The organism is Nonomuraea sp. NPDC049486 (assembly GCF_040676925.1).
GTDB classification, from domain to species: domain Bacteria; phylum Actinomycetota; class Actinomycetes; order Streptosporangiales; family Streptosporangiaceae; genus Nonomuraea; species Nonomuraea ferruginea.
The window spans coordinates 116,503-143,056 of record NZ_JBFAPV010000019.1 but is presented as its reverse complement, the minus strand read 5'-3'; the positions used below and the strand labels follow the sequence as shown (position 1 = coordinate 143,056).

Below are 26,554 nucleotides of genomic sequence, written 5' to 3'. Positions count from 1 at the left end.
TCTTCGCCGTCCGGCGCCGGGCCACTGCCATGAGCCCGAGCGCGTCACCCCGCAACGGCTAGCCCATTTCGGCGGGGTGACGCCTGCCATGGTCGGGGTTGGCCCTGAGAATGATCTTGAGGGGAACGTGACGCCTGGTTTCGATGCGCATTCATCTCGGCTCGGCGTGATCGCCGAATCGCGCCAGGACTCCCATCGCCTGGGCGTGGCCGTCCAGATCTGGACGGTCCGGTACAAAGGGCTTCCGCCAGCGGTGCCGTGGCCGGTGGTGGACTATCTGGCCGAGCAGCTGAGGTCGCGGGTCAAGAGGTACGGCGAGCGGCTGGATACGGGCGTATGGGCACGCGTGGACGGGACGCCTACGGCTACCGGCAGCGGCAGGACGTGCATCGGCGGATCAAGGAGCTGAGTGAGGTCCAGGTGCACGCCGCCGGACGGGAAACCCCCTTGGGGGTGCCGCTCCACCACCAGCGGCCGCACCGGACCTCGCCCCTCAGCAGCGCGCGCCTTCTTGCACTTCCAGGAGCGGCAGGCCCGCCGCGTACCGACGGAAGAAACCGGCGGTCGGGGTGTCCGCGGACGCGACGGCGTCCGGGGTGCCCTCCGCGATCACCGCGCCCCCATCCGGACCGGCTCCCGGCCCCAGGTCGATCACCCAGTCCGCGGACGCGGCGACGGGGATGTCGTGTTCGGCCACGACGACGGTGTTGCCCGAGTCGAGCAGCACGTCGAGCGCGTCCACCACCCGCTGGATGTCGGACGGGTGCAGGCCCGAGACGGGTTCGTCGAGGACGACGAGGCCCGCCTTGCGGCCTGCGGCGCCGCGCTGGATAGCGGAGGCCAGCCTCAGCCGCTGCGCCTCACCGCCGGACAGCTCTGTGGCGCTCTGGCCGAGCTGGAGATAGCCGAGTCCGACCTGGTTCAAGGCTCCCAGGGTTTCCGCGAGTTGCCGGGGTCGGGAGAACCGCTCCACAGCCTCGGCGACGGTCAGCTCCAGCACCTGATCGATGGCCAGCCCTTGATACCTGATCTCCAGAGCCTCCGGCTTGTAGCGTCGGCCCTCGCACGCGTCGCAGACCACCCACACATCCGGCAGGAAGTGCATGTCGACCAGCTTGCGGCCATAACCGGTGCAGGTTTCGCAACGGCCGCCGCCCGCGGTGTTGAAGCTGAACCAGGAGGCATTGACGCCGCGTCCGCGCGCCACGTCGGTCTCGGCGAACAGCTTGCGGACCAGGTCGAACGCCTTGCTGTAGGTGGCCGGGTTGGAGCGCGGCGTCCGCCCGAGTGGTTCCTGATCGACGACGGCGACCCAGTCGAACCCTTCCAGGCCGATCACCTGCTGCACCGTGTCGGTCATCGTCCCGTTCAGGGCGGCCTCCGCACTCCCCGCGAGCGCCCCGAGCAGGCTGCTCTTGCCGCTGCCGCTCACCCCGGTCAGGCAGGTGAGCCGACCGGCGGGGAAACGCACCAGGTCGGCGGTCAGGTTGTGGGCGCGCAGGCCGTGCAGCTCCACCCAGCGGGTTCCGTCACCGATCGGACGGCGGGTCCGACGCAGCCGCGGCCCCTCACCGGCCAGATAGCGTCCGGTCAGCGACGCCGGGTGGGCGGCCACGTCGGCGGGAGGTCCCGACACCAGGATCTCACCGCCGAGGCGGCCGGCACCGGGCCCCATATCGATCACCCAGTCGGTCCGGGCGATCAGTTCGGGGTCGTGCTCGACCAGGAGCACCGTGTTGCCCGCCTTGCGCAGCTCCAGGGCGATGTCGAGCAGGTGCGCCTTGTCCGCCGGATGCAGCCCGGTCCCGGGCTCGTCCAGGACGAAGACGAGGCCGCTCAGCTCGGTACTGAGCTGAGCGGCGAGCCGGGTTCGCTGCAACTCACCCCCGGACAGCGTCGCCGCACTCCGCGACAGCTGGAGATGGGCCAGGCCGAGCCGGTCGAGGACCCCGAGCCTGCGGCCCAGGTCCTGCAGCAGCGGCTCACCCACCTCGCGCTGCCGGGCGTCCAGGTCGTCCGCCACGCGCTTCGCCCAACTGCGCACCTCCCGGACTTCTACCTCGATCAGGTCGGGATAGGTGAACCCGCCGAGCCGCACGGACCGTGCCACCTGGTCGTACCCGCTGCCGCCGCAGGTGCCGCACGGCTGCTTGCGCATGTACGGCAGGTAGCGCTCCTTGGCGCTGGAGGTCTGGGCGTTCACGAACACCCGCTCCACCTCGGCGAGCGCGCCCCGCAGCGGCTGGCTGGAGGTGTAGGTCACCTGGGCCGTCTCGTTCTTGTTCGTCATGTCGACGGTGGCCTCGATCTTCTCCTCTCCCGTGCCGTACAGCACACAGCGACGGAACTCCTCAGGCAGCGACTGCCATGGCCGGCCGAGGTCCACTCCCCGCTTCTCGGCGAGGGCGGGCACGAACGCGTGCTCCCCCGACCGCCACTTCGCGTACCAAGGGGAGGCCCCCTCGAAGAGCGGAAGCTCCGGATGGGTGATGACCAGGTCCTCCTGCGCCTGCCAGCGCCCGCCCACCCCGTGGCAGTCCGAACAGCTCCCTTCAGGCGTATTGCGGTCGAAATGAGCGGTGGTCAGAGGCCCGTTCCCGTGTTCCGCCGGGTCGGCGTCGATCGCGGGAAGGCGCGAGTACAGCAGTCCCAGATGCCCGTCGATGCCGGTGATCGTGGCGACCGTGGACCGGGGGTTGCGGTTCAGACGGCGCTGGTCGACCGCGAGCGTCGCGCCGAGTCCCAGGATGCGGTCGACCTTCGGCCGATTGCGCTGGGTGATGTACTGCCGCACGAACGGCGAAAGTCCCTCCAGATACCGCAGCTGGGCCTCGTTGTGCAGGGTGTCGATGGCCAGCGAGGTCTTGCCGCTGCCGCTCACTCCGGTGAAGGCGATGAGCCGCCCCTTGGGTATGCTCACCGACACGTCCCGCAGGTTGTTGGTACGAGCCCCCACCACCTTGATGGTCTCGCCGTCCATACTCGCAACGTCCCGTACGAACGCAGTCAACCTTCGTCCATCCTCTCGCGACACAGCAGAGCATGGGCGGGCACGCACCCCACCCATGCCGAACAAACCGATCACGCCACTGCACGGCGGCGCCCGTCACCAGGGCACTGGGCGGCCGCTTCACCAGGTCTCTCAGCACCTGGCCGGTCTCGATGCCGCCCGTGCCGCGTATCAGGACCGGGACGCCGCGGTGAGCTTGTCGACGTCGGGGGCGTAGACGGTCATCCAGTGCGGACGCAGCCGGTAGTAGACCACGTCGTTGTCCCAGTCGAAGGAATCGTCGCCGTAGAAGCTCTTGAGGTAGGCGAGCAGGTCCGGCCAGCCCGCGTCCCGTTCGCCGTGCCGGGGGTTGAGGATCTCCACCGTGCCGTGGGTGAACACGCCCAGATCCTCCCCGCGCATGTGCGCGGCGCTGACGGCGGGACGGGCGGCGAGGTGGCGCGCCTTGGCGGCGCCGGGCGCCGTGCCGAAGTGCCACTTTCCGTGCAGGAAGTGTCCGTCCACGCCGCTGATCCGCGGCTCGCCCTTCGCCGTCACGGTCGAGAGCGCGAGGGTGCACATGCCGGTGAGGACCTGGGTGAGCTGCTCCGCCGTCAGGGTGTGCTCGGTGGTGACGATCGAGCGCAGGTGCGAGGTGGAGCGGGAGAGCGAGGCGTCCAGGAGGGCCTGAAGCTCCTTGAGATCTTCTGGTGTTTCGCGCATTGCGGTCCTTGTCTGTCCGTGGTGCCCGGCCCCCGTCGGTGCCGACCGGTGAACCCATGATTGGTCTGAAACCCGACGTCCTATGTCATGTTTTCCATCCGTCTTGAGGACGCCATCCCGGGGGCGATCACGGTGGCCAGGCCGTCCACGACCTTCGCGGCCTCAGCCGGTGAAGGTGATCAGCGGCCGGTCCGGGGACCGGCCGCGCCGCGAGGGTGCTGCGCTCGCGCATCCCGGCACGGGCCGGATCAGGCTCCGGATGGCGGGCGATGAGCGGGTCGCCCGCGTCGGCGGGCCGGTCGGCGAGCATCACTCATTCCATCGCGCGTACGGACTGGGTCAGGGGTGCGCGTTCCGGTCGAGGCCGAGTGTGGCGATGAGATCTTCGTGGAGCTCGAACCAGACACGATGGCAGGAGTCGACGTCGGTGCGGTCGACCCAGGCTCCGTCCCCGGCCCGGGCGCGGGTGAGCGCGGCGGTGAAGCGGGTGTCGTATCCGCGCAGGCGCGTCAGGACGTTCCCGAGCCGGTCGGCGAGCGGCGTGAGCGCGTGGCCGACGGCGGCGAGTTCGCGCAGCACCGCGGCGTCCCAGGCGGGGTCGGAGTGGTCGTTGGTGGCGAGCCGGTCGCCGGCGGCCGGCCGGAGCTGCCAGTCGGTGCAGGCTTGACGGAGGCGGCCGTTCAGCGGGAGGAACGCGCGGTAGACGGCCTGGACCTCCTCGGCGCCGCCGACGCGGGCGAGCTCGGCCGCGAGCAGGCGCTCGTTCTCGGCGCGGCCCCGCTCGGTCAGCGACCAGCCTCCGTCGCCGGCGAAGGAGGTGTGCGCGACCCAGCCGCGTGCCTCGGCGTCGAGCAGCGCCTCTTTCGTCTCGGCCGGGTCCAGCCCGTACCGCCGGGCGAGCACCGGCGTGTCGGCGAACCCGGTGATGCGCACGGCGTGCAGGACCAGGAGGTCCGGCGAGGAGTCGGGTGTCATGAGTCGGAGTCCTGTCGGGTCGTCAGGCGGATGTATCGCTGCTGGCACGCCTGCGGGGAGTTGAACCCCATCGCGTGCGCCATCTGCGCCCAGGTCAGCCCCGCGGCGCGGGCCGTGAACAACAGGCCCGATTCGAGTCCTTCGACCTCGGCGCGGGCGGCGGGCAGGAGAGCGAGCGCGCTCAGGATGCCCTCCGGCCCCAGGTCGGCGGAGCGCCAGAGGGCGAACTGCGCGAGGTCGACCGCCGACGGAGGGACGGGTGCGGGCCGCCACGGGCGGGCGCCGATCGCGTCCGCCCCCAGGCTCTGAAGATGCTCCCGCGCGTCCTGCTCGCGGCGCGCCTGGGCGTGGTCGTCGTGCGCGCCGCTACCGGGGTCGTGGTTGCGTGACATGCGCCTCATGCTCCACACTCAACGAAATGTTGTCAACTTTTCGTTGAAAGGGCGCGGATGATCGTACCCCTCAAGGAGGCCGTCGCCGAGACCTGCGGGGGCAAGGCCGGCGCGCTCGGCGCGTTGCTCAGCGCGGGCCGGCCGGTTCCCGACGGCTTCGTCGTCCCGTTCGCCGTCTACCGCGCCGCCGTCCGCGACCTGGGCCTGGGCCGCCTGGACGGCGACGCGGCCCGGCGGGCGATCGAGGCGCGTCCCGTCCACGCGAGCGTGATCGACGCGCTGGGACGCGGGCTCGGCGAGCTGGGCGATCCGCCCGTGGCGGTGCGGTCGTCGGCGGCGGGCGAGGACACCGGGCAGGCGTCGGCGGCCGGTCAGCACGAGAGCTTTCTCGCCGTGCGCGGGGCCGGCGACGTCGGCGATGCCGTACGTGCCTGCTGGGCCTCGCTGTTCTCGGCCCGCGCCATCGGCTACCGGTCCGCCGCCGAGCCGCCCGGTGATCTGGCCATGGCCGTCATCGTGCAACGTCATCTGGACGCCGAGGTGGCCGGGGTCATGTTCACCCCCGCCGACCCGGACGGCGCGACCGAGATCGAGGCGGCCTTCGGCCTCGGCCCGAGCGTCGTCGGGGGCACGGTCACCCCCGACTCCTACCGCGTCGCCGCGGACGGGCCGGTCACCCGCACCGTCGCGGACAAACGCACGCGCCTCGACCGGCGCGGCGCGCGGCTCGTCACCCGCGACGTGCCCGCCCGTACGCGGGATCGACCGGCGATCGACGACGCGACCGCCACCCGGCTGGCCGAGCTCGGCAAGGAGATCGCCGCCGTACTCGGCGGGCCGCAGGACGTCGAGTGGGCGATCGCCGGCGGCCGCGTCTGGGTTCTGCAGGCGCGGCCGGTCACCGCGACGCCCCCGCCACCGGCGTCTTCCGGCGCCCCGGCCGGCGCGCTCACCGGGACCCCGGGCAGCCACGGGACCGTGACCGGCACCGCGAGGGTCGTCCGCGGCCCCGGCGACTTCGCGCGGGTGCGGCCGGGCGACATCCTCGTCTGCCCCTTCACCGACCCCGCCTGGACGCCGCTGCTGCGCATCGCCGCCGGTGTCGTCACCGAGACCGGCGGCGTGCTCTCGCACGCGGCGATCGTCGCCCGCGAGCACGCCATCCCCGCCGTCCTCGGCGTCCGGGACGCGACGGGCAGCCTGCGCGACGGCGCCGTCATCACCGTCGACGGCACCGGCGGCACCGTCACGGCGACGGACGCGTGACCGGACCTTCCACCACAGAGAAAGGGGAAGCGGGCCGCGCGCCCGCGCCTGAACATGCCGACACGACACCTTTATCTGGCACGCCACGGCGCGGCCGACGCGTTCGGGGAACTCACCGGCGTCGGCCGCCGGCAGGTGGAGCTGCTGGGCGAACGGCTCGCCGGCCTCCCGGTCGGCGCCGTGTGGCACTCTCCGCTGTCACGCGCCGCGGCGAGCGCGCACGAACTCTCCCGGCATCTGCCGGACGTGCCCGTGGCCGAGGCCGCCGAACTCGTCGACCACGTGCCCTACGTGCCCTCCCCGGCCGAGACACCGCCGTCCTGGGCCGGCTTCTTCGACGGCTACGACGAGACCGAGGCGGCCTCGGGCCACCGGCTGGCCGAGGCGCTGGTCGCCCGGTTCGCGCAGGCGCCCGAGAAGGCTCAGCCCGACACCCACGAGGTCCTGGTGACGCACGCTTACCAGATCGCCTGGCTGGTGCGGCACGCGCTGGACGCGCCGCCGTCGCGGTGGCTCGGGCTCAACAGCGCCAACACCGCGCTGACGGTCATCGAGTATCGGAGCGGGCTTCCGCCCACGGTCGTGATGTTCAACGACATGAGCCATCTTCCGCCCGACCTGCGCTGGACCGGCTTTCCCGGCGGCGTGCGGCCGTGAGAGGTCCGCGCCGCTAGCGGGGGGTCAGCAGGCAGAACTCGTTGCCGTCGGGGTCGGCCATCAGCACCCGGCCGCCTTCGGGCCGGCCGGCGTCGAGCCGGGTCGCTCCGAGGGAGACGAGACGGTCGACCTCGGCGAGCTGATCCCCGTCCGCGGGCGGAGCGAGGTCGAAGTGGAGCCTGTTCTTCCCGTTCTTCGGCGCGACCGGCGGACCACCCCAGGTGATCTTGGGGCCGCCGTGCGGCGAGCGGATCGCGGTCTCCTGGTCCTGGTCCCAGACCAGCGGCCAGTCCAGCGCCGCGCTCCAGAAGTATCCGACCTCCTGCGAGCCGTCGCACGCGAGCGCACCGATGAACCCGCAGTCGGCCAGGAACTTGTTGCCCGGCTCGATGACGCAGAACTCGTTGCCCTCGGGGTCGGCGAGCACCACGTGACCGTCGTCCGGGCTCTGCCCGATGTCGATGTGGCGGCCGCCGAGCTCGAGCGCCCTGGCCACCGTCCGCTCCTGCTCCTCGGAGGACTGGCTCGTCAGGTCGAAGTGGATCTGGTTCTCGGTGGTCTTCTTCTCCTGGGACGGAAGACACCGGATCTGGAACCCGGTGTCGTCGTTCGGCAGGAGCGTGACGCCGTCGTGCGTCTCCCAGCCCAGGATCTGGGTCCAGAAGCGGGCGAGACCTCGCGGGTCGTGCGCATCGAAGCAGAGCGCGATGAGCTGGGAACGCATCCGGTCTCTCCAATCCGCCGACGCGTGACGGCGGCAACGCTAACCCGCCCGGCGACCGTGACGCCAACGAATATCCGGCGCGGTGGAGCCGTGCCAGAAGCCGGCGTAGCGGCCGCCGCGGCGCAGCAGTTCGTCGTGGCCGCCTTCCTCCACGATCCGGCCGCCGTCCAGGAAGACGACGCGGTCGGCCCGCTGGACGGTCCGCAGCCGATGCGCCACCATCACCACCGTGCGGCCCGCCATCAGGCGTTCGACGCCCTCGTGCACGGCCGCCTCGTTGACCGGGTCCAGCGCCGAGGTCACCTCGTCCAGCAGCACGATCGGCGCGTCCTTCAGCAGGGCGCGCGCGATCGAGACCCGCTGACGCTCGCCGCCCGACAGCAGCGCGCCGCCCTCGCCGACCTTCGCCGCCCAGCCGCCGGGCAGCCGCTCGATCACCTCGTCCAGCCGCGCCGCCGTCGCGGCCGCCCGCAGCTCGGCCTCGCCGGCGTCGGGACGGCCGAGCCGTACGTTCTCCTCGATCGTGCCGTCGAAGAGGTAGACGTCCTGGAAGACGATGGCGATCCGCGACGTCAGCACCTCGGTGCCGACATCGCGCACGTCGGCGCCTCCCACCCGCACCGCGCCCGCGTCCACGTCGTGGAACCGCGCGAGCAGCTGCAGCAGGGTGCTCTTGCCCGCGCCCGACGGCCCGACGACGGCGAGCCGCTGTCCTTCCGGTACGGAGAGGGACAGGTCGTCGATCACCGTGCGGCCGTCCTGGCGGAAGGTGACGGAGTCGAACTCCAGGCCATGGTGCGCCGGCCGGACCGGGTCGGGGGCCTCCGGCAGCGGCTCGGTGCTCAGCACCGCGTCGAGCCTGCCCAGTTCGGCGCGCGCCGCGCGGAGCTTGCCGCCGAGGTCCGACAGCGACAGCAGCGGATCGGCGCAGCGGGCGGCGAGCACCAGGATCGCCAGGAGCTCGGCGGCGCCGATGTGCCCGCCGAGCGCGAGGTAGGCGCCCAGGGCCAGCAGCGCGGTGAACACCGCCTGGACCGTGAGCGTCAGCCCCAGCACGCCCGGCAGCGCCGACAGCACGGTGCGGCGGGAGGCGCGCTGGAGTTCACGCAGCGAGTCGTCCAGCAGCCGGAAGCGTTCGCCGGTCCGGCCGCCGGCCCGCAGCACCGGCTGGGCCTGGAGATACTCGATGACGCGCCCGGTGGCCTCGTGGCCGCGTTCGTGCCGCTCGGCGTCGGACGCGGCCATCGAGCGTCCCGTCCAGACCTGGATCGCCGCCACGACCGGGGCGGCGGCCAGCGCGGCCAGCCCCAGCCGCCAGTCGAAGGCGAGCATCACCACGACGATCGTCGACGGGGTCACACAGGCCGAGACGTACGGCCCCAGCAGGTGCGCGAGCACGCCCATCGCCTCCAGGACGCCGCGGCTGGCCAGCACCGACACCTCGCCGACCCGGGCGCCGCCGTACCAGCCGATGGGCAGCCGCGCCAGATGGTCGCCGAGCCGGTGGTACATGCCGCGCAGCAGCACGGTCCCGACGCGCATGCCGGACAGGTCGCTGAGGTAGCGCAGCACGGCGTAGACCGCGACCGCGGCCCCGAACGCGATCAGCCAGGGCCGGGCCCCGCCCGGTTCGCCGCCGAACAGGGCGCGCAGCACCGGGACGAGCAGCCCGTAGGACAGGCCCTCCACCATCGCGGTCACCGTCATCAGGGCCACGGTGCGGCGCACCGGCCCGGCGTACTCGGGTCCCAGCACGCGCATCAGCATGCGGATCATCGAGGCTCTCCTCCTCGCGTCAGGGCGGTCGCCGACCGGTAGGTCCGCGAGAACGCGGCGAACTCCCCGTCCCGTGCCAGCAGCTCGGCGGGGCTTCCCCGCTCGACGATCACCCCGTCGTCCAGCATCACGATCGTGTCGGCGTCGGCGATGGTCTCCAGGCGGTGGGCGATGACCAGGATCGTCCGGTCGCCTCGCAGGGTCGCCAGGGCCCGGCGCACCGCCTGTTCGGTCCGCGGGTCGGCGAAGGCGGTCGCCTCGTCGAGCACCAGGACGGGCGCGTCGGCCAGCAGCGCGCGGGCGATCGAGATCCGCTGGGCCTCGCCGCCCGACAGCCCGGCCTCTTCGCCGATGACCGTGTCGTATCCGCGAGGCAGTTCGGCGATCCGGTCGTGGATGTCCGCCAGCCGGGCGGCGCGGACCATGTCGTTGAAGCCGGCGTGCGGCACCGCCAGTGCGATGTTGTCCGTCACCGAGGCGCGCAGCAGCCGGACGTCCTGGAAGACGAAGGAGACCAGCCGGTAGAGGTCCCGGCTGCCGATCTCGCGCAGATCGACGCCGCCGAGGGTGACCGACCCGCCGGTCGGGTCGTAGAACCGGGGCAGCAGCTGGACCAGCGTGGACTTCCCGCTTCCTGACGGCCCGACGACCGCGGTGACCGTGCCGGGCTCCAGCACCAGGTCGATCCCGCGCAGCACCTCGCGGCCGGCTTCGTAGCCGAAGCGGACGTCACGCAGCTCCACGCGGTGCCCCCGGGGTCCGGCCGGGTGGACGGGCTCGGGCAGCGGCGGCACCGCGAGCACTTCCTTGATGCGGCCGACCGCGCGCCGGGCGGCCTGCATGTCGTCGAAGCCGTGGCCCAGAGCCGCCACCGGGGCGGTCAGGCCGAGCCCGAGCAGCAGGAAGGGCAGCAGGTCTGCCGGGGGCAGGTCACCGGAGGTGATCAGGGCGGCGCCGCCGGCCAGCACGGCCAGCAGCACGAACGGCGGCGACAGCGCCAGCTGCATGCCCGCGGCGATCACCGACATGCCGCGCACCCAGCGGAAGAAGACGGCGACGAACTCGTCCACGGCCGTCACGAACCTCCGGTGGGCGCGCTCGCCCGTGCCGAACGCCTTGACCACCGCGATGCCCCGCACGAACTCGACCACCGTGTTCGCGACGCGCCCCATGGCCGCGTCGAACGCCTTCTGCTCGCGCAGCCGGGCCGGGGTCATCATCAAGGGCACCAGCGCCACCGCCAGCACCACCGGGACGAGCGTGATCAGGGTGAGCCGCCAGTCGACGGCGAACAGGTAGAGCAGCGACACCAGCGGCACCACGAAGGCGGCGACGAGCTCGCTGGGGGCGTGGGCGACGAACGGGTGCACGGCGCTCACGTCGTCGCCGACGACCTTCGCCAGCTCGCCCGTACGGCGCCGGGAGAACCAGCCGATCGGCACGCGTCCCAGCCGCTCGGCCAGCCGCCGGCGGAACGCCAGCTGCACCCGGTCGTCGAGCAGATGTCCGATGCCGGACGACGCCGCGGTGAACACCAGCCGGACGAGCAGGCCGGCCGCGCCCGCGATCACCACGATCCGGACGTGGCCGTGATCGAGCGGGCCGGGCGAGAGCAGGGCGCGGCCCAGTTCGGCGACCGCCAGCAGCGGCGCCAGGCCCGCGACCGAGCCGATCACCTGCAGGACGACCACGGCGGCGAAACTTCCCAGGTAAGGGCGTAACAGCCCCACCGGTGGTGGCGCGGACCGCTGCCTCGTTGCGAGTTCGGGAGCCATGCAGAGCATCCTCCCGGCCGCCACTCCTGCGGATCAGCCGCCATCCGTCGCACATCCCGCACGGATCACGCGCCGAACGGCGCACGGTACGGGGGGAGGACGTGACAAAGAGGGATCACCCACCTCTTGCCACTCTCAACGTATAGCGGACAGGGGGGCTTGCGGCAAGACCCGGGTCGTACCGCAGAATCGTCGGCCGACACGCGAGCTCGACAATGGGGGATTCCATGATTGACGTGATCATCGCCGGTGGCGGGCCGACCGGCATGATGCTGGCCGCCGAGCTGAGGCTGCACGGCGTGCGCGTGGTCGTGCTGGAGAAGGAGACCGAACCGACGCCGAACGTCCGTTCCCTCGGCCTGCACGTGCGCAGCATCGAGGTGATGGACCAGCGCGGCCTGCTGGAACGCTTCCTCGCGGAGGGCCGGAAGCACCCGCTCGGCGGGTTCTTCGCCGGCATCGCCAAGCCGTCGCCCGGCCTGCTGGACACCACCCACCCGTACGTCCTCGGCATCCCGCAGCCCGTCACCGACCGCCTGCTGGCCGAGCGCGCCGCCGAGCTCGGCGCCGACGTCCGGCGGGGCCGCGAGCTGACCGGGCTGAGCCAGGACGAGCACGGGGTGAGCGCCGAGCTGGCCGACGGCTCGCGGCTGCGCGCGCGCTACCTCGTCGGCTGCGACGGCGGCCGCAGCACGGTGCGCAAGCTGCTCGGCGTCGGCTTCCCCGGCGAGCCTTCCAGGGCCGACACGCTGCTGGGCGAGATGGAGGTGGGGGTGCCGCAGGAGACGGTGGCCGCCGTGGTGGCCGAGGTCCGCAGGACCCAGCTGAGGTTCGGCGTCGGGCCCTTCGGCGACGGCGGCCTGTATCGGGTCGTCGTGCCGGCCGAGGGGGTGGCCGAGGACCGCTCGGTCCCGCCTGCCCTTGAGGAGTTCAGGCGGCAGTTGCGGAAGGTCGCCGACACCGACTTCGGCGTGCACTCACCCCGCTGGCTGTCCCGCTTCGGCGACGCCACCCGGCTGGCCGAACGGTACCGGACCGGCCGGGTGCTGCTGGCCGGCGACGCCGCGCACGTCCACCCGCCGATGGGCGGGCAGGGGCTCAACCTCGGCATCCAGGACGCGTTCAACCTCGGGTGGAAGCTGGCCGCCGAGGTCGCCGGCTGGGCGCCGGAAGGCCTGCTGGACAGCTACCACGCCGAACGGCACCCGGTGGCGGCCGACGTGCTCGACAACACCCGCGCGCAGGCGGAGCTGATGTCCACCGAACCCGGCCCGCAGGCGGTGCGCCGGCTGCTGTCGGAGCTGATGGACTTCGAGGACGTGAACCGCCACCTGATCGAGAAGATCGTCGCGATCGGGATCCGCTACGACCTCGGCGAGGGGCACGAACTGCTCGGCCGGCGGATGCGGGACGTGCCCCTGAAGAACGGCCGGCTCTACGAGCTGATGCGCGCCGGTCGCGGACTGCTGCTCGACCGGACCGGCCGGCTCTCGGTGGAGGGGTGGGCCGATCGGGTCGACCACGTCGTCGACAGCAGCGAGGAGCTGGACGTGCCCGCGGTGCTGCTGCGGCCGGACGGCCACGTGGCGTGGGCCGGCGACGACCGGCGGGAGCTGACCAGCGGGCTGTCCCGGTGGTTCGGCGCCGCGGCCGGCTGAGCGCTACTCGCTCGTCCTCCATTCGTCCAGGTGGGCGTCGATGAACGCCCCCATCGAGGTGGGCTCCCGGCCGGTTATCCGCTTCACGGCCGGCGAGAGCTCGGCGAAGCCGCCGTGCCGGACGCGGTGGTAGAGGTCGTCGAGGATGCCCGCCGTCCAGGGGTCGAGGCCGTGCAGGGTCTCGTGCGGGGGCGGGTCCTCGGCGCGGATCCGGTGGCCCAGGCGCGCGGAGAGCTCCCGCGCGACGGACGCGACCGGAACCGCCTCCGGGCCGGTGATCGTGTGCGCCCGGCCACGGTGATCCTCCGGCGCGCCGAGCGCGGCCACGGCCACGTCGGCGATGTCGCGCGCGTCCACCCACGCGATCGGGCCGCCGCCCGAGGGCAGGCTCAGGACGCGGTCGTCACGGATGGCGTCCCGGTAGAAGCGGGGGTCGGTCAGGACCTGATGGAACCAGGACGGGCGCAGCAGCGTCCAGGAGGCGGCCCGGGTGACGACCGCGTCCTCGGCCCGGCGCGCCCAGTGGTCCGGCGCGAGCGATTCGGCCCCCTGCTCGGACACCAGGACGACATGGGCGTCCGGGTTCACGTCGACCAGGCCGGCCATGAGGTCGGGAGCGGCGGGAAGGTCGGGGCGCACCAGGTAGATCGCGTCCACGTCCGCCGCCTCGCGCCAGGTGGCCGGGTCGTGCCAGTCGAAGCGGACCTGATCGGCGGCGGGCCGCGACGACCCGGCCCGGACGAGGGTCCCGGAGCGGCGCAGCCGGGCCGTCACCTCGCTGCCGGTCTTGCCCCGGGCCCCGGTCACCAGCACCGTGCGGGTCATGCCTGCTCCCCGAGCCGGACGACGGCCTTGCCGATCGTGGACGTTCCGCCGTGCAGCAGGCCCAGCAGGGCTTCGGGCACCCGCTCGATGCCGTCGAGCACCGTCTGCCGGTGCACGATCTGGCCCGAGCGCACCCAGGAACCCACCTCGGCCCGGAAGGCGGGCATCTGGTCCCGGTGGTCGCCGACCAGGAAGCCGCGTGCGGTCGCCCGCCTGGTGACCAGCTCGTACAGGTTGCGCACGCCGTGCGGCTCCCGGCCGTCGTACTGGCTGGCCATCCCGCACAGGGCCAGGCGGGCGCCGACCCGCAGGCGGCCGATCGCGGCCTCCAGCTGGACGCCGCCCACGTTGTCGAAGACCACGTCGACGCCGTCCGGCGCGGCCTGCGCGAGGAGCTCCTCGGCCGCGCCGTCGTGATAGTCGAAGGCGGCGTCGAAACCGAGGTCGTCCACCAGATGGCGCACCTTGGCCGGCGATCCCGCGCTGCCGATCACCCGCCCGGCTCCCCGCAGCCTGGCGATCTGACCGGCGACGCTCCCGACCGCCCCCGCCGCTCCGGTGACGAACACCGTGTCGCCGGGACGTACCTCCGCCATCCGGGTGATGCCCAGCCACGCGCTCAGGCCTGTCGTGCCGAGCACGCCGAGATAGCTCTCGGCGGGCAGATCGCCGGTGTCGATCGGGGAGACCCCGGCCGCGTCGACCACGGCGGCCTCGCGCAGCCCCAGGAAGTGCTCGACCACCTGGCCCGGCTTGACACCGCCGGCGCGGGACTCGACGACCACGCCGACCGCTCCTCCCTCCAGCGGCGCGTTCAGCGGGAACGGCGGGATGTAGGACGGACGGTCGTCCATCCGGCCACGCATGTACGGGTCGACCGACAGGTGGGTGTTGGCGACCAGGACCTCACCGGGCCGCAGGTCGGGAATCGGGGCTTCGACCAGCGTGAAGTCGTCGGCCGACGCCTGTGCTCGCGGCCGTCGGGCCAGGTGCCACTCCCGGGCCCGTCCCTTGCTGGTAACCGTCATCGGCATGCCTCTCGTAGATGCTTGAGTCAATCAAGCATTAAACCTGGCACACATATTTGAGTGAGTCAAGTTCTTGGTAGGGTGGTGCCATGGCGCTACCCACAGGGCCCGTCACCGCGTCGACCGACGCCGAACGCGCGATGTTCGACTTCGTCGACGCCTACGACCGCGCCTTCGAGACCGCCGCCGTGCGACACGGGCTGAGCGTGGCGCAGGCCTGCGTGCTGGGGCGCCTGACCCGGGAGCGCGGCATGGGCGAGCTGGCCGACGAGCTCGGATGCGACGCCTCCAACATCACCCAGATCATCCGCAGGCTGGAGGCGCGCGACCTCGTCCGCCGTCAGCCCCATCCCGACGACCGCCGCTCCCGGCAGATCGTCCGCACCCCCGAGGGCGCCGGCCTCTACGCCGCCTTCGAGGAGTCCTTCGCGTTCGCCCGCTCCGCCGTCTCCAACCTGAGCGCCCGCGAGCAGGACCAGCTGGCCACCCTGCTCCGCAAGGCGCTCCACGGGAACGACCGGCCCGCGGGGTGAGCCGGTCGGCGCCTCTCACGCGCCGGATTCGGCCTCCTCGGACGACGCCGGGACGCCCAGCGCCGACAGGAACGCGGCGGCGGCGGGGGAGGGCCGGTGCCGGCTCCAGATGAGATGCTCCACGCGGGCCGGGGCGTCGCTGAGCCGGACCACGGGCAGGTCGGGGAGCTGGGACACGAAGGCCGCAGGCAGCATCCCGACGCCCAGGCCCTGCCGGATCAGGCGAGCCATGAAATCGGGGGTCGACACTTCGAAGGCGACCTCGCGCCGCACCCCGGCCGCCGCGAAGGCCTCGTCGGACTGGATCCGCCCGGCGCTGCCCGCGGGGAAGTCGACGAACCGCTCGTCCGCCAGCCGGTCCAGCTTCACGTGCTCCTTGTCGGCCAGCGGGTGGCCGGGCGCGACCACGGCGACGAGGTCGCCGCGTGCCAGCTCACGGCCGCGGACGCCCTTGGGCCGGACGCCCAGGGGAAGCCCCAGGAAGGCGACGTCGAGCGTGCCCTGCCGCACCCGTTCGACGAACTCCTCGCTCGCGCCGGAGCGCAGGCTGATGCGTACCTCCCGGTGGCGCAGGTGGAAGCGCCGTAGCGCGACCGGCAGATCGACCGCCGTGACGGTGGGGATGGCGCCGATGGCGAGCCGGCCGCGGATCTCGCCGGCGGCGGCCGCCACCTCGGCCCTGGCCCGCTCGGCGGCGTCGAGAGCTTGGCGGGCGGCGGGGAGGAACGCCTCGCCCGCCGGGGTCAGCCGGACGCTGCGGCTCGTGCGGTCGAACAGCTTGGCGCCCAGCTCGCGCTCCAGCCGCGCGATCTGGTGGCTCAGCGCCGACTGGACGACCAGGCACTGCTCGGCGGCGCGGGTGAAGTTGGCCGTCTCCGCGACGGCGACGACGTAGCGCATCTGCTGAAGCTCCATGGATCAATCGTGATTCACGATCGTTGAGATGACAAACATGCGTTGGACTCATTGATCGCTCATGCCTCAGGCTGGGACGCATGACGCCAAGACCCCATCCTGAGGGCGGCCTGTCGCACGGGCTGCTCCTGCTCATGTCGGTGGCGACCGGGCTGGCGGTCGCGGGCAACTACTTCGCGCAGCCGCTGCTCGACCTGATCGGCAGGGAGCTCGGCCTCGGACCCTCGATGGCGGCGCTCACGGTGACGGCCGCGCAGGCCGGGTACGCGCTCGGGCTGATCCTGCTGGTGCCGCTCGGCGACCTGGTGGAGCGGCGGCGGCTCGCCGTGTCGCTCTACGCGGCGACCGCGGTGTTCCTGCTGGTGTCGGCCACCGCGGCCGACGGCACGGTGCTCCTGGTCAGCACGGCCCTGACCGGCCTGGCCTCGGTCGGCGCGCAGGTCGTGGTGCCGTTCGCGGCGACGCTGGCGGCCCCCGCCGAACGCGGCCGCGTGGTCGGCACGGTGATGACCGGGCTGATGCTCGGCCTGCTGCTGGCGCGCACCGCCTCCGGCACGCTGTCGGAGCTGGGCGGCTGGCGGACGGTCTACTGGGTGAACGCCGCCCTGATGGCGCTGACGGCCGTGCTGCTGCGGGTCTTCCTGCCCCGGCTCGGCGGCGACGGCGGGCGCCTGTCGTACCCGAAGCTGCTGCGCTCCACGATGGCGATGTTCCGGTACGAGCCGCTGCTGCGCTGGCGGGCGGCCATCGGCGCCCTCAGCCTGGCCTCGTTCAGCGTGCTGTGGACGGCGCTGACCTTCCTGCTGGCCGGGGCGCCGTACGAGTGGTCGGAGTCGGGCATCGGCCTGTTCGGCCTGGTCGGCGTCGTGGGCGCGCTGACCGCCACGGTCGCGGGACGGCTGGCCGACCGCGGTCTCGTGCAGATCGTGACCGGCGCGGGGACGGTCCTGCTGGCGGCGTCCTGGCTGGCGCTCGCCGCCGGGACGCGCTCCCTGATCTGGCTGCTCGCCGGCGTGGTCGTGCTGGACCTGGCGCACCAGGCGGTGCTCAACAGCAGCCAGAACGTCATCTACGCGCTGCGGCCCGAGGCCCGCAACCGGATCAACTCCGCCTTCATGACCTCCTTCTTCGTCGGCGGCGCGGTGGGCTCCGCGCTGACCTCGGTGGTCTGGGTGCACGGCGGCTGGACCGCCGTGTGCGTCCTGGGCGCCGTCCTGTCCGCCGGGACCGTCGTGCTCTGGGTCCTGGAGCGCCTCACCACCGGCCGGGCCGCCGGGAAACCCCCGCGGCCCGCCGCCCACCCGGCGACCGCCGGATCTGCCAAATAGTCACAAGGAGAACGAACATGTCACGCACCGTACTGATCACCGGAGCCACCGGAACCGTGTCCACCGCGCTGATCGACGCGCTGGAAGGGGCCGACGTCCGCCTGCGCGCCCTCGTCCGCGACGCGTCCAGGGCGGACGGGCTGAGGGACAGGGCCGAGGTCGTCGTCGGCGACCTCGGCGACCCCCGGTCACTGACGCCCGCCTTCGAGGGCGTGCAGGACCTGTGGCTGCTCACCCCGAACAGCCCGCGCGCTCCGGAGAACAGCATGAACGCCGTGTGGGCGGCACGCCAGGCCGGCGTGGAGCGCGTCGTGCGCCTGTCCGTGATCGGCGCGGCGCACGACGCGCCGAACCGCAGCGGCAGGCTGCACGCGCTGTCGGACCAGGAGCTCGAACGGTCCGGCCTGCGCTGGACGATCCTGCGCCCGCACTGGTTCATGCAGAACCTGCTGAACGAGACGGGCGACATCGCGGCCACCGGCACGTTCTCGCTGAACGTCGCCTCGTCCAGGGTCGGCATGATCGACGTGCGCGACATCGCCGAATGCGCCGCCCGCGTGCTCCTCGACGACCCCGACCGTCACCACGGCCGGACGTACACGCTCACCGGCCCGCGCTCGCTGACCTTCGACGAGGTGGCGGCCGAGCTGGGCCGCGTCCTCGGCAGGCCGGTCGCCTATCTGCCGGTCAGCGACGAGGCCAAGCACAAGACGCTGCTCGGCCACGGTGTCCCTGAATGGATCGCCGACATGCTGGAGGAGTACGCGCGGGCGTACGTCTCCGGCTGGGGCGACTTCACCACCGACGCGGTCGCCGGCCTGCTCGGCCGCCCGCCGCGCGACGTCGCCGACTTCGCCCGCGACCACGCCGCCAGGTTCGCCCCGGCCGCCTGAGCCGGGGCGAACCTCGCCGAGCGCCGGGCGGGACGTGCGGCTAGAGGCAGGCCCCGCCGCCCGGGGCGCAGTGCTGGACCTCGGGATACCGCGCTGACGGCTTGTCCAGCAGGGGCTGCCGTTCCGCCTTCAGATGCTGGTCGAGGAAGGCCGCCACATACGTCCGGGTGAGCTCGGCGGCGCGCGCCGCCGCCAGTTCGGGGCCGGCGGGTCCGATGCCGAGGGCGCCCGCCAGCACCGGGAGGTCGGTGAAGGACTGGTGGTCCCCGCCCTTCATGACGATCCACCGCTTCCACCCGGTCAGCAGCTTCCAGTCGCGCTCCCACGTGGTGTCCCGGCCGCCGGGGACGTGCTCCGGCGAGCCGATGAACATGAACGGCCTGGAGAACCCGCCTTCGGGGATCCGGGCGTAGGTGGTGCCGTCCATGTCGATGCCGGCGCGTACCCGGGAGTCCTTCACCATGACGGCCACCGAGCTCGCCCCGCCGATCGACTGGCCGGCCATCGCGATCCTGGAGCGGTCGATCAGCCCGGCGCCGTCCCACCGGGACGGCAGCTGGTCGAGCACGAAGGAGACGTCGGCCGCCCGGACCTGGACCACCCCCGCGCCGAATCCCGGATCGGCGTCGCTGTCACACGCGAGGCACTCCGCCACCCGGCCGTCGGCCAGGGTCGTGGCGTAGCTCTCGTGGGTGTGGTCGATCCCCGCCACCACGTACCCCCGGCTGGCCAGGTCCTCGGCCAGGGAAGTCAGCGTGCTCAACGGCTTGGTGAAGCCCGGGGACAGCACGACCAGCGGAAGGTCCCGCCCCGCGGGTTCGGCGTCTTCGACGGCGTTGGTGCGGGTCCGGCTGAGCGCGTCGTACGGAACGCCCGTGATCCTGGAGCCCTTGAGGAACAGCTCCGATTCCCGCGGCGTCATGTACGGCGCGCGTTCCCCGTCGCGCCGCCTGGTCGGGTACCACAGGGTGACCTTGAGCTCCCTGGCTTCGGCGTCGAGGTCCCAGGGGTCGGGGCGGGAGGTGTCCTCCAGGTGCAGGACGGTGGTGCCGACCGGGTGGGCGCCGGAGGGCTCGGGCAGGACCGCCGGGCCCGTCGGCGTGGGCGACGGGGCGGCGGAGCGGGGCGGCGTCGGCGCGGCGCAGGCCGACACGGCCAGGACGGCCAGGACCGCCAGGAGGTGTCTCATCGCAGGGTCCCTTCACTTCCGCAGCAAGGTCAGGGCCTTGGCCAGCGCGGGGTCGCGCCCGGCGGCCGCGTCGCGCGGGGCCGGGGCCACGTGGTGGTCGGGCGGCACGCCGATCCGGTCGATCACCTCGCGATCGGGACCGAGGTGGTGCCTGGAGGGGAGGCTCAGCAGGGTGTTGTCGCTCAGCAGGTACGGCTGCGCCGGGCCGGAGACGACCCCGGCGGTCCTGGTGCCGACCAGCCGGCCGGCGCCCAGGTCCTTGATCGCGGAGCTGAAGTGCTCGCACGCCGACGCGCAGCCGCGGTCGGTGAGCACCACCAGCGGCAGGCCGACCAGTTCGACGGTGTCGTCGGTCCGCATGGCCTCGCAGTCGCCTTCCGCGGTGCACTGGTAGGCGGTGACCTCGCCGTGGGCGAACGCGCTCACCAGCCGGACCGCCTCGACGGGGCTGCCGCCGCCGTTGCCGCGCAGGTCCAGCACGACGCCGGAGAGCGTCCGTCCGGTACGCAGCCGCGCGACCGCCTTGAGGACCCTGTTCGCGGCGTCGGAACCGAACCCCCGCAACCGCACGTAGGCGACGTCGTCCAGCAGCTTCGACCGCACCGCCTGCAGGGTGGCCAGGTCCCGCTGGTAGAGGTCGGGCTTGAGCGTCACGCTCCAGCGGCGGCCGGTGCTCTCCCGCAGCAGCCGCAGCCGGACCGGGCGGGCCTGCGGGTAGCGCGGGTAGAGGGCGGCGACCGCGGCGGTGGCCTTCCCGTCGAGGAAGGGCGCCGAGCCGTCGATCGACTCGATGACGTCGCCGGGGCGCAGACCGGCGGCGTGCGCCGCGCCGCCCTCCACGGCGGTGACGAACAGCGGGGGCAGGGCCGTGCCGGGGTTGCCCGTCACCTGCGGGCCGTCGACGTTCGCCTGGAGTCCCAGGCCGTAGCCGTCGCCGTCGTAGGCGTCGGGGTGCCGTTCGACGCCGTGCGCCCAGCGGGCGTGGTTGTCGCCGAGCGCCGCCACCATGGCCTCCAGGGTGACCACGGCCAGCTCGTCGCGCAGGCCGGGCACCTGGTCGGTGGTCTTCCGGTAGACGGTCTCGAAAGCGGTCCAGTCGGCTTTCCTGTCACCGGTCAGCGCCGGCATGGCCGCCTCGGGCACGTCGCGGCCGTTGCGGTTCAGCTCCTGCGTCAGGGCGGCGAATCCGGCGAGCAGCAGCGTGCGGGCGTCCAGCGTGGCGCCGCCGTAGTAGTTGCCGAGGATGCAGAAGTACGCCTGCTCGATGACGTCGATCGTGGTGGCCGTCTCCGCACCGGGCGGACTCTGAGGGCGCGCGCAGACCGTGCCGGCCGCCGTGCCCGCCTCGCCGCGCGGTGGCGTCGGCGCGGCACAGGCCGCCGCCAGGAGGAGCGCGATCCCGGCCGCCGCGATCCTGGCGGCGGTCATGACAGACGCCTCCTGGTCCACCAGAAGGAGAACCACGCCAGGCCGGCGGTGAGCAGGACGTAGATCCCGGTCTCGATCCACTGGAAGGGCCAGAAACGGTCGAGGGGGTGGTAGGTCGCCTGCTGCCGGTAGCCGAGGCGGTTGATCTCGGCCACGCACGTGTCCATGCCTCCGGACGGCGCGCAGGGTCCCGACGTGGTGGAGACGCCGACGGTGCCTTCCGCGCCGGCGGCGCGCCCGGACGGGTCGACGAATTGGCTGGACAGGACCCAGGCGCCGGCGTGACCGGGAACGGCCGACCTCAGCATGACGTGCACGGCGCCGCCCTCGTCGCGGTCCACGCCGATGCCGTCCACGTTCGCCTGGCCGAGCTCGAAGGACGCCGTGACCGGGGACATCAGATGGGGCCGGACCAGCATCGGCATCGCGAGCTGGACCACGGCGAACAGGGCCAGCGTGAGGGCCATGGCGGGCAGCATGCGGCGCACGAGCATGCCCACGGTCACCCCGAGGACGAAGGCGAAGGCCGCGTACCCCATCGGGGCGATGCCGCGCGCGCCGAACACCAGGGGAGCCATCAGGCCCAGTCCCTCGGCGGCAGACTTGTCCAGAGGGTCGGACCACCAGGTCACCATGAGGCCGCACAGGCCGGCGGCGGCCACGGTGACCAGGCCGACGAGCCCGAGCTTGACCGTCAGCCAGCGGGCGCGGGTGATGCTCTGGTTCCACACCAGCAGGTGCGTCCCGGCCTCCAGCTCGCGGGTGATCAGCGGCGCCCCCCAGAAGAGTCCCGCCAGGGCGGGCAGGAGCAGCACGACGAGGGTCAGGGCCATGAACGGGAGCTGGTACGTGTCGAAGAAGCGGTCGTAGAAGCGGCCGCAGCTGCCGTCCTGGGCGCAGGCGGCGATCCCGGAGGCGTAACCGGAGGCCAGGCCGGGGCCGGTCACGGCCAGGACGGCGGCGAGCACGCCGAGAACGGCGGCCATCATCACGGCCGAGCCGCGGAACTGCCGCCAGGTCAGCCAGATCATCGCCGCACCTCCAGCACGGGCCGCCGGTCATCGGCGACGTACCTGTCCATGTAGGCCAGGACCAGGTCCTCCAGGTCGAGCCGGGTGACCGTCCAGGCGGGGTCGTGGATCGGGGCGTCGGTGCGGATCACGTACGTGCTCTGCCGGTCGGTGTGGCGTGCGGAGATCACCTGCTGGCCGGCGGGGAGCCGGGCGGGGTCGCGGCGGGGGCCGGTGAGCCGGTGATGGGTGGACAGCAGCCGGTCGACCTCTCCCGCCACCTGCACGCGCGAGTCGACGAGCACGATCAGGAAGTCGCAGACCCGCTCCAGGTCGGCGACCAGGTGGGAGGAGAGCACCACGCTGAACTCGTGCTCGACGGTGGCCTCCATCAGCCCCTGCAGGAACTCGCGGCGGGCGAGCGGGTCGAGCGAGGCGACCGGCTCGTCCAGGATCAGCAGCTCGGGCCGCTTGGCCAGGCCCAGGGTGAGGGCGAGCTGGGCGCGCTGGCCGCCGGACAGCTTCCCCGCCCGGTGGCCTGAGGGGAGGCCGAGCCGCGCGATCCGCTCCCGCGCGAGGCCGGCGTCCCAGCGGGGGTTGAGCCGGGTGCCCAGGCGCAGGTGCTCGGCGACGGTCAGCCCCGAGTAGACCGGGGTGTCCTGGGCGACGAACCCGACCTTGGCCAGCTGCGCCGGGCCGCCGGCCGGCCGGCCGCCCAGCACGGTGATGGTGCCCGCCGTCGGTTCGAGCTGGCCGGCGGCCAGCTTCAGCAGTGTGGTCTTGCCCGCCCCGTTCGGGCCCACCAGGCCGACCACGTGCCCGGCCGGGATGTCGACGGTGCACTCGCGTAACGCCCAGCGTTTGCCGTACTTCTTGCCCAGTTCCTGGGCTTGCAGGACAGAAGTCACGCTATTTCCTCCTGGGAGGCGGTCCGAAAGGTGGTCATGAAAAGGGCCTCGATGCTCTCGTCGTCGAGCCCGGCCCTGCGCGCCTTCTCCAGCCAGCGCCGCAGGTCCGCGCGGAGCGGGCCGTGCGCGGCCAGCGAGGCGCCGGCCAGCGTCGCGGTCACGAACGTGCCGACCCCCGGCCGGGCGGCCACCAGGCCCTCGTGCTCAAGCTCCCGGTAGGCCTTGAGCACCGTGTTGGGGTTGATCGCCAGCCCCGCCACCACGTCTTTGACCGTCGGAAGCTGGTCACCAACGCGCAGCAGGCCCAGCCGCAGCGCGTGCCGCACCTGCTGGACCAGCTGCTGATAGGGCGAGACGCCGGACCGGCTGTCGAGGTAGAACTCGATCAACAGCTTCTCCATTCATCTAGTCTCCTAGTACTTTAGGAGTATGGATGTTAAGAAGCCGTAAGCCCTGGCCGCTCAGTACGCGCCTGTCTGACGCCACCCTGATCGCTGTTCGGCAGGAAATCCCTACGGGTTCGGCGGGCGGACCAACCCTGTCTCGTAGGCGAACACGGCGGCCTGGGTGCGGTCGCGCAGGCCCAGCTTGACCAGGATGCGGCTCACGTGGGTCTTGACCGTCTGCTCGGCGAGCACCAGCCGCTCGGCGATCTCCGCGTTCGACAGGCCCTGCGCGATCCGCGCCAGCACCTCGGTCTCGCGCTCGGTCAGGCCGGCGAGGCGGTCCATGCGCTGCCGGGGCCCGGCCATCCGGGAGAACTCGGTGATGAGCCGCCTGGTCACCCCTGGCGCCAGCAGGGCGTCACCGGCGGCCACCACCCGCACCGCGTGCGCCAGCTCCGCCGCCGAGGCGTCCTTCAGCAGGAACCCGGAGGCGCCCGCCCGCAGCGCCTCGTACACGTACTCGTCCAGGTCGAACGTCGTCAGCACCAGCACCTTGACGGCGCCGCTGACCCGGCGGGTCGCCTCGATGCCGCTCAGCCCGGGCATGCGGATGTCCATGAGCACCACGTCGGGGGAGAGCTCGGCGACCTTGGCGACGGCGTCCAGTCCGTCCACCGCCTGCCCGACGACCTCGATGCCGGGCTCGGAGTTCAGCAGCACGGTGAAGCCCTGGCGGACCATCGTCTGGTCGTCGGCGACGAGCACGCGGATCATGGGGTGTCCTCGGCGGGGAGCGCGGCGGTGACCTCGTAGCCGCCGTCGGGGGTGGGACCAGCGGCCAGCTCGCCGCCCAGCATGTGGGCGCGTTCGCGCATGCCGAGCAGGCCGAGCCCGGCCCCGTGCGAGGACGGGGCCGGGCGGCGCGGCGCGGTGTTGCGCACGGTGAGCGCGAGCGTTCCGGGCCGGTACGCGATCTCGACCCGTACGGAGGCGCCGGGGGCGTGCCGCATGGCGTTGCTGAGCGCTTCCTGGAGGATGCGGAAGGCCGACAGCTCGATGCCGGGCGACAGCGGCCTGGGCTCGCCGGTGGTCGTGGCGGTGACGGTGAGGCCGGCGGTGCGGACCTTGGTGATCAGGTCGTCGACCTGGTCCAGCGTCGGCTGCGGGGCGTCGTCCGCGGGCCCGTCGGCCGAGCGGAGCACGCCGAGGACGCGGCGCAGCTCGGCGAGCGCCTCCACCGCGTTCTGCCGGATGCCCGCCAGGTTGTCCTTCAGCTCCTGCGACGGGTTCTCCACCAGGTGCGGGGCCACCTGCGCCTGAATGGAGATCACCGACATGTGATGGGCGACCACGTCGTGCAGCTCGCGGGCGATCCGGTTGCGCGCCTCCAGCACCGCCCGCCGCGCCCGCTCCTCGGCGGTGACCTCCTCCTGCACGACCAGCTGCGTGCGGGCCACCCGCGCGCCGCGCAGCGCGGCCCCGATGACCGCCGCCGCCAGGACGATGACCAGCCAGACCGCCGCCGCGCCCGTGTGGTGGCCCCACGGCTCGCCGACCAGGAAGGCCAGCGCGACCAGCACGGTGATCGTCACCATCTCGGCCAGCACTCTCGGCCTGACCCGCAACGCCACCAGCAGGAACAGCATGGCCTGCAGCGCGGCCGCGAAACTGGACCACGAGAACGGCGTGCCGGGCGACAGGTAGATCGGGTGCTCCCGCACCGGCAGGCCGGTCTGCGAGCCGACCGCCATCACCAGGAGCGACACCCACCAGGCCGGGACCGGGCGGAACAGGGCCAGCACCACCGCCGCCGCCTGCCCGATCGCCAGCGGCGAATAGGTGGGGTCGCCGTGGCCGCCCGCGGCATCGACCATGAGGACCGCGTACAGCACCACCAGGACGTGCGGCAGCCGCGCCAGCGGGCGCGGGCCGCGCATGCGGGGGAGCGGATCGGCCGCCGCCGTCCACAGGTCCGACCGCAGGGTCCCGATCACGGCTCCACCCTACGGCGCGGAGCCCGTACGGAAGATCGCTCGTAGGTGTGGAAGAGCAGGCAGCACAGGGCCAGCGCGACCGCGAACGCCGGCAGCCAGGCCAGCCGGGCCGCCACCCAGCCGAGCCCGTCGGGCGCCGTGTGCAGGCCGGGCAGGCGGCCACCGGCGTGCAGGCCGGCGACGGTGACGGCGATCATGGCGGTCTGGTGCCAGAGGAAGACGGTCATCGCCGCCAGGTTGACCGCGGCCACCGCCGCCCACGCCGCGGGCCTGGCCAGGAGCCGCCGCAGCGGGCCGGCCAGCAGCGCCGCCGCCCCGCACTGGGCGAGCCCGAAGGCGACGGCGGCCAGGGTCGGCGGGTCGAGGTTGGACACCGGCGCGCCCGGCACCCCGACCATGGCCGCCGGGTACCCGCCCCACGCCACCAGCCCGATCGCCGCCAGCCCGCCACCGGCCACCAGCCCCCACCCGGCCGCCCTCCCCGGCAGGCCGCGCGCGGCCCAGGTCAGGCCCAGGCAGTACGGCACCAGCCAGCCGGCCACCACGTTCACCCAGCCCGCCCAGGAAGGCCCGCCCAGCCCGTACCGGACGAGGTCGGCGCAGGCGACGGCGGCGAGCGGCCACGCCGGGTGCAGCCGCGACACCAGCGGCGTGGCCGCGGTGAGCAGCGCGAACACCAGCAGGAACCAGAGCGGCGACACCACCAGCGTGCCCAGCGTGCGCACCGTCTCCAGCTCCGCCCCGGACACGAACATCGCGCCCGCGGCCACCGCCCACACCCCCGCGAGCGCGCCGACCGGCCGGAACAGCCGCGCCGTCCGTGCCTTCAGCCACGCGCCGTACGGGCCGCGGCGGCGGCCGTTCACCAGCCCGCCCACCAGGAAGAACACCGCCAGCGTCTGGAGCACCCAGGACACCGGCGCCAGCTCCGGCATGACCCGCAGCGGGCTGCCGGCGCGCAGCGTGTCGCCGCCGGCCACCAGGGCGGTCACCAGCCAGTGGCCCAGCACGACGCCGGCGATCGCCAGCGCGCGCAGCCCGTCGACGGCGCGGTCACGGCCCGGCGGGGTGGCGGTGTCGATCCGGTGGACGAGTTCGACCAGGGATGGCATGAGGCGAACCTAGGAACCGCCGCCCCTGACCCGAATCCCGCTGGAGAGCTCATTCGCCGTTGGTCCTGAA

26 protein-coding genes are annotated in these 26,554 nt (G+C 73.0%); 7 read left to right on the top strand and 19 right to left on the bottom strand.

What is annotated here, in order from left to right; translation table 11 throughout:
* Positions 1–88 precede the first annotated feature (88 nt).
* Positions 89–409: a DUF4158 domain-containing protein gene (locus tag AB0K05_RS38935; RefSeq protein ID WP_271276502.1), complete on the top strand. Its 321-nt coding sequence runs from the start codon at positions 89–91 to the stop codon at positions 407–409.
* An 84-nt stretch (positions 410–493) separates the two neighbouring features.
* Here the strand turns inward: AB0K05_RS38935 and AB0K05_RS38930 are convergent, their stop codons facing one another.
* From AB0K05_RS38930 to AB0K05_RS38910, 5 genes are all read right to left on the bottom strand, one after another.
* Entirely contained in the window at positions 494–2,980 is a 2,487-nt protein-coding gene (locus AB0K05_RS38930; protein ID WP_364236176.1) for an excinuclease ABC subunit UvrA, read from the bottom strand.
* A 201-nt stretch (positions 2,981–3,181) separates the two neighbouring features.
* Complete coding sequence (locus AB0K05_RS38925) at positions 3,182–3,712, bottom strand: pyridoxamine 5'-phosphate oxidase family protein (RefSeq protein ID WP_364236173.1); 531 nt, start codon at positions 3,710–3,712, stop codon at positions 3,182–3,184.
* 127 nt (positions 3,713–3,839) lie between these two features.
* Positions 3,840–4,022 carry a hypothetical protein gene (locus AB0K05_RS38920; RefSeq protein WP_364236171.1) on the bottom strand — a complete coding sequence of 61 codons (183 nt, stop codon included), beginning with the start codon at positions 4,020–4,022 and terminating at the stop codon, positions 3,840–3,842.
* 29 nt (positions 4,023–4,051) lie between these two features.
* Positions 4,052–4,687 carry a transcriptional regulator gene (locus tag AB0K05_RS38915; protein WP_364236169.1) on the bottom strand — a complete coding sequence of 212 codons (636 nt, stop codon included), beginning with the start codon at positions 4,685–4,687 and terminating at the stop codon, positions 4,052–4,054.
* Positions 4,684–5,079, bottom strand: a complete 396-nt coding sequence (locus AB0K05_RS38910) for a DNA-binding protein (protein WP_364236167.1) — start codon at positions 5,077–5,079, stop codon at positions 4,684–4,686. The genes AB0K05_RS38915 and AB0K05_RS38910 overlap by 4 nt, the downstream gene beginning before the upstream one ends.
* A gap of 57 nt (positions 5,080–5,136) precedes the next feature.
* Between AB0K05_RS38910 and AB0K05_RS38905 the strand changes: the two genes are divergently transcribed.
* Together AB0K05_RS38905 and AB0K05_RS38900 are read left to right on the top strand one after the other, a co-directional pair.
* Entirely contained in the window at positions 5,137–6,345 is a 1,209-nt protein-coding gene (locus tag AB0K05_RS38905) for a PEP/pyruvate-binding domain-containing protein (RefSeq protein WP_364236165.1), read from the top strand.
* A gap of 54 nt (positions 6,346–6,399) precedes the next feature.
* Positions 6,400–7,002: a histidine phosphatase family protein gene (locus tag AB0K05_RS38900; protein WP_271276508.1), complete on the top strand. Its 603-nt coding sequence runs from the start codon at positions 6,400–6,402 to the stop codon at positions 7,000–7,002.
* A gap of 13 nt (positions 7,003–7,015) precedes the next feature.
* Here the strand turns inward: AB0K05_RS38900 and AB0K05_RS38895 are convergent, their stop codons facing one another.
* The 3 genes from AB0K05_RS38895 to AB0K05_RS38885 are packed head-to-tail and all read right to left on the bottom strand — an operon-like array spanning position 7,016 to position 11,277.
* Positions 7,016–7,726, bottom strand: a complete 711-nt coding sequence (locus AB0K05_RS38895) for a VOC family protein (protein ID WP_271276509.1) — start codon at positions 7,724–7,726, stop codon at positions 7,016–7,018.
* A gap of 39 nt (positions 7,727–7,765) precedes the next feature.
* Positions 7,766–9,502, bottom strand: a complete 1,737-nt coding sequence (locus tag AB0K05_RS38890; protein ID WP_271276510.1) for an ABC transporter ATP-binding protein — start codon at positions 9,500–9,502, stop codon at positions 7,766–7,768.
* Positions 9,499–11,277, bottom strand: coding sequence for an ABC transporter ATP-binding protein (locus AB0K05_RS38885; RefSeq protein WP_271276511.1), 1,779 nt, complete (start codon positions 11,275–11,277; stop codon positions 9,499–9,501). The genes AB0K05_RS38890 and AB0K05_RS38885 overlap by 4 nt, the downstream gene beginning before the upstream one ends.
* 227 nt (positions 11,278–11,504) lie before the next feature.
* On the opposite strand from AB0K05_RS38885, the gene rox reads away from it, so the two are divergent.
* Positions 11,505–12,935, top strand: a complete 1,431-nt coding sequence (gene rox, locus AB0K05_RS38880) for a rifampin monooxygenase (RefSeq protein ID WP_271276512.1) — start codon at positions 11,505–11,507, stop codon at positions 12,933–12,935.
* Between the two features lie 3 nt (positions 12,936–12,938).
* On the opposite strand, the gene AB0K05_RS38875 is transcribed toward rox, so the two are convergent.
* Positions 12,939–13,760, bottom strand: coding sequence for a hypothetical protein (locus AB0K05_RS38875; protein ID WP_271276513.1), 822 nt, complete (start codon positions 13,758–13,760; stop codon positions 12,939–12,941).
* Complete coding sequence (locus tag AB0K05_RS38870; protein ID WP_364236202.1) at positions 13,757–14,788, bottom strand: NADP-dependent oxidoreductase; 1,032 nt, start codon at positions 14,786–14,788, stop codon at positions 13,757–13,759. Before AB0K05_RS38870 ends, AB0K05_RS38875 begins: the two co-directional genes overlap by 4 nt.
* Before the next feature lie 89 nt (positions 14,789–14,877).
* Here AB0K05_RS38870 and AB0K05_RS38865 point away from each other — a divergent pair, with 89 nt between their 5' ends.
* Positions 14,878–15,321, top strand: coding sequence for a MarR family transcriptional regulator (locus AB0K05_RS38865; RefSeq protein ID WP_271276514.1), 444 nt, complete (start codon positions 14,878–14,880; stop codon positions 15,319–15,321).
* Between the two features lie 15 nt (positions 15,322–15,336).
* Here the strand turns inward: AB0K05_RS38865 and AB0K05_RS38860 are convergent, their stop codons facing one another.
* Positions 15,337–16,236: a LysR substrate-binding domain-containing protein gene (locus AB0K05_RS38860; protein WP_271276515.1), complete on the bottom strand. Its 900-nt coding sequence runs from the start codon at positions 16,234–16,236 to the stop codon at positions 15,337–15,339.
* A gap of 80 nt (positions 16,237–16,316) precedes the next feature.
* On the opposite strand from AB0K05_RS38860, the gene AB0K05_RS38855 reads away from it, so the two are divergent.
* Together AB0K05_RS38855 and AB0K05_RS38850 are read left to right on the top strand one after the other, a co-directional pair.
* A complete protein-coding gene (locus AB0K05_RS38855; protein WP_364236157.1) occupies positions 16,317–17,564 on the top strand; it encodes an MFS transporter in 1,248 nt (415 codons plus the stop codon).
* 17 nt (positions 17,565–17,581) lie between these two features.
* Positions 17,582–18,457 carry an SDR family oxidoreductase gene (locus AB0K05_RS38850; protein ID WP_364236155.1) on the top strand — a complete coding sequence of 292 codons (876 nt, stop codon included), beginning with the start codon at positions 17,582–17,584 and terminating at the stop codon, positions 18,455–18,457.
* A gap of 40 nt (positions 18,458–18,497) precedes the next feature.
* On the opposite strand, the gene AB0K05_RS38845 is transcribed toward AB0K05_RS38850, so the two are convergent.
* The 8 genes from AB0K05_RS38845 to AB0K05_RS38810 form a co-directional block, all read right to left on the bottom strand.
* Positions 18,498–19,646 (bottom strand): alpha/beta hydrolase, encoded by a 1,149-nt coding sequence (locus AB0K05_RS38845; protein WP_364236152.1) that lies wholly within the window; start codon positions 19,644–19,646, stop codon positions 18,498–18,500.
* A gap of 12 nt (positions 19,647–19,658) precedes the next feature.
* Positions 19,659–21,074 (bottom strand): S41 family peptidase, encoded by a 1,416-nt coding sequence (locus AB0K05_RS38840; RefSeq protein WP_364236149.1) that lies wholly within the window; start codon positions 21,072–21,074, stop codon positions 19,659–19,661.
* Positions 21,071–22,105, bottom strand: coding sequence for an ABC transporter permease (locus AB0K05_RS38835; protein WP_364236146.1), 1,035 nt, complete (start codon positions 22,103–22,105; stop codon positions 21,071–21,073). Before AB0K05_RS38835 ends, AB0K05_RS38840 begins: the two co-directional genes overlap by 4 nt.
* Positions 22,102–22,992, bottom strand: a complete 891-nt coding sequence (locus tag AB0K05_RS38830; protein WP_364236144.1) for an ABC transporter ATP-binding protein — start codon at positions 22,990–22,992, stop codon at positions 22,102–22,104. Before AB0K05_RS38830 ends, AB0K05_RS38835 begins: the two co-directional genes overlap by 4 nt.
* Complete coding sequence (locus AB0K05_RS38825) at positions 22,989–23,393, bottom strand: GntR family transcriptional regulator (RefSeq protein WP_148031663.1); 405 nt, start codon at positions 23,391–23,393, stop codon at positions 22,989–22,991. The genes AB0K05_RS38830 and AB0K05_RS38825 overlap by 4 nt, the downstream gene beginning before the upstream one ends.
* A gap of 111 nt (positions 23,394–23,504) precedes the next feature.
* Positions 23,505–24,152, bottom strand: a complete 648-nt coding sequence (locus tag AB0K05_RS38820; RefSeq protein WP_364236141.1) for a response regulator transcription factor — start codon at positions 24,150–24,152, stop codon at positions 23,505–23,507.
* Positions 24,149–25,372, bottom strand: a complete 1,224-nt coding sequence (locus tag AB0K05_RS38815) for a sensor histidine kinase (protein ID WP_364236139.1) — start codon at positions 25,370–25,372, stop codon at positions 24,149–24,151. The genes AB0K05_RS38820 and AB0K05_RS38815 overlap by 4 nt, the downstream gene beginning before the upstream one ends.
* A complete protein-coding gene (locus AB0K05_RS38810; protein WP_271276522.1) occupies positions 25,369–26,484 on the bottom strand; it encodes an acyltransferase in 1,116 nt (371 codons plus the stop codon). The genes AB0K05_RS38815 and AB0K05_RS38810 overlap by 4 nt, the downstream gene beginning before the upstream one ends.
* Between the last annotated feature and the right edge of the window lie 70 nt (positions 26,485–26,554).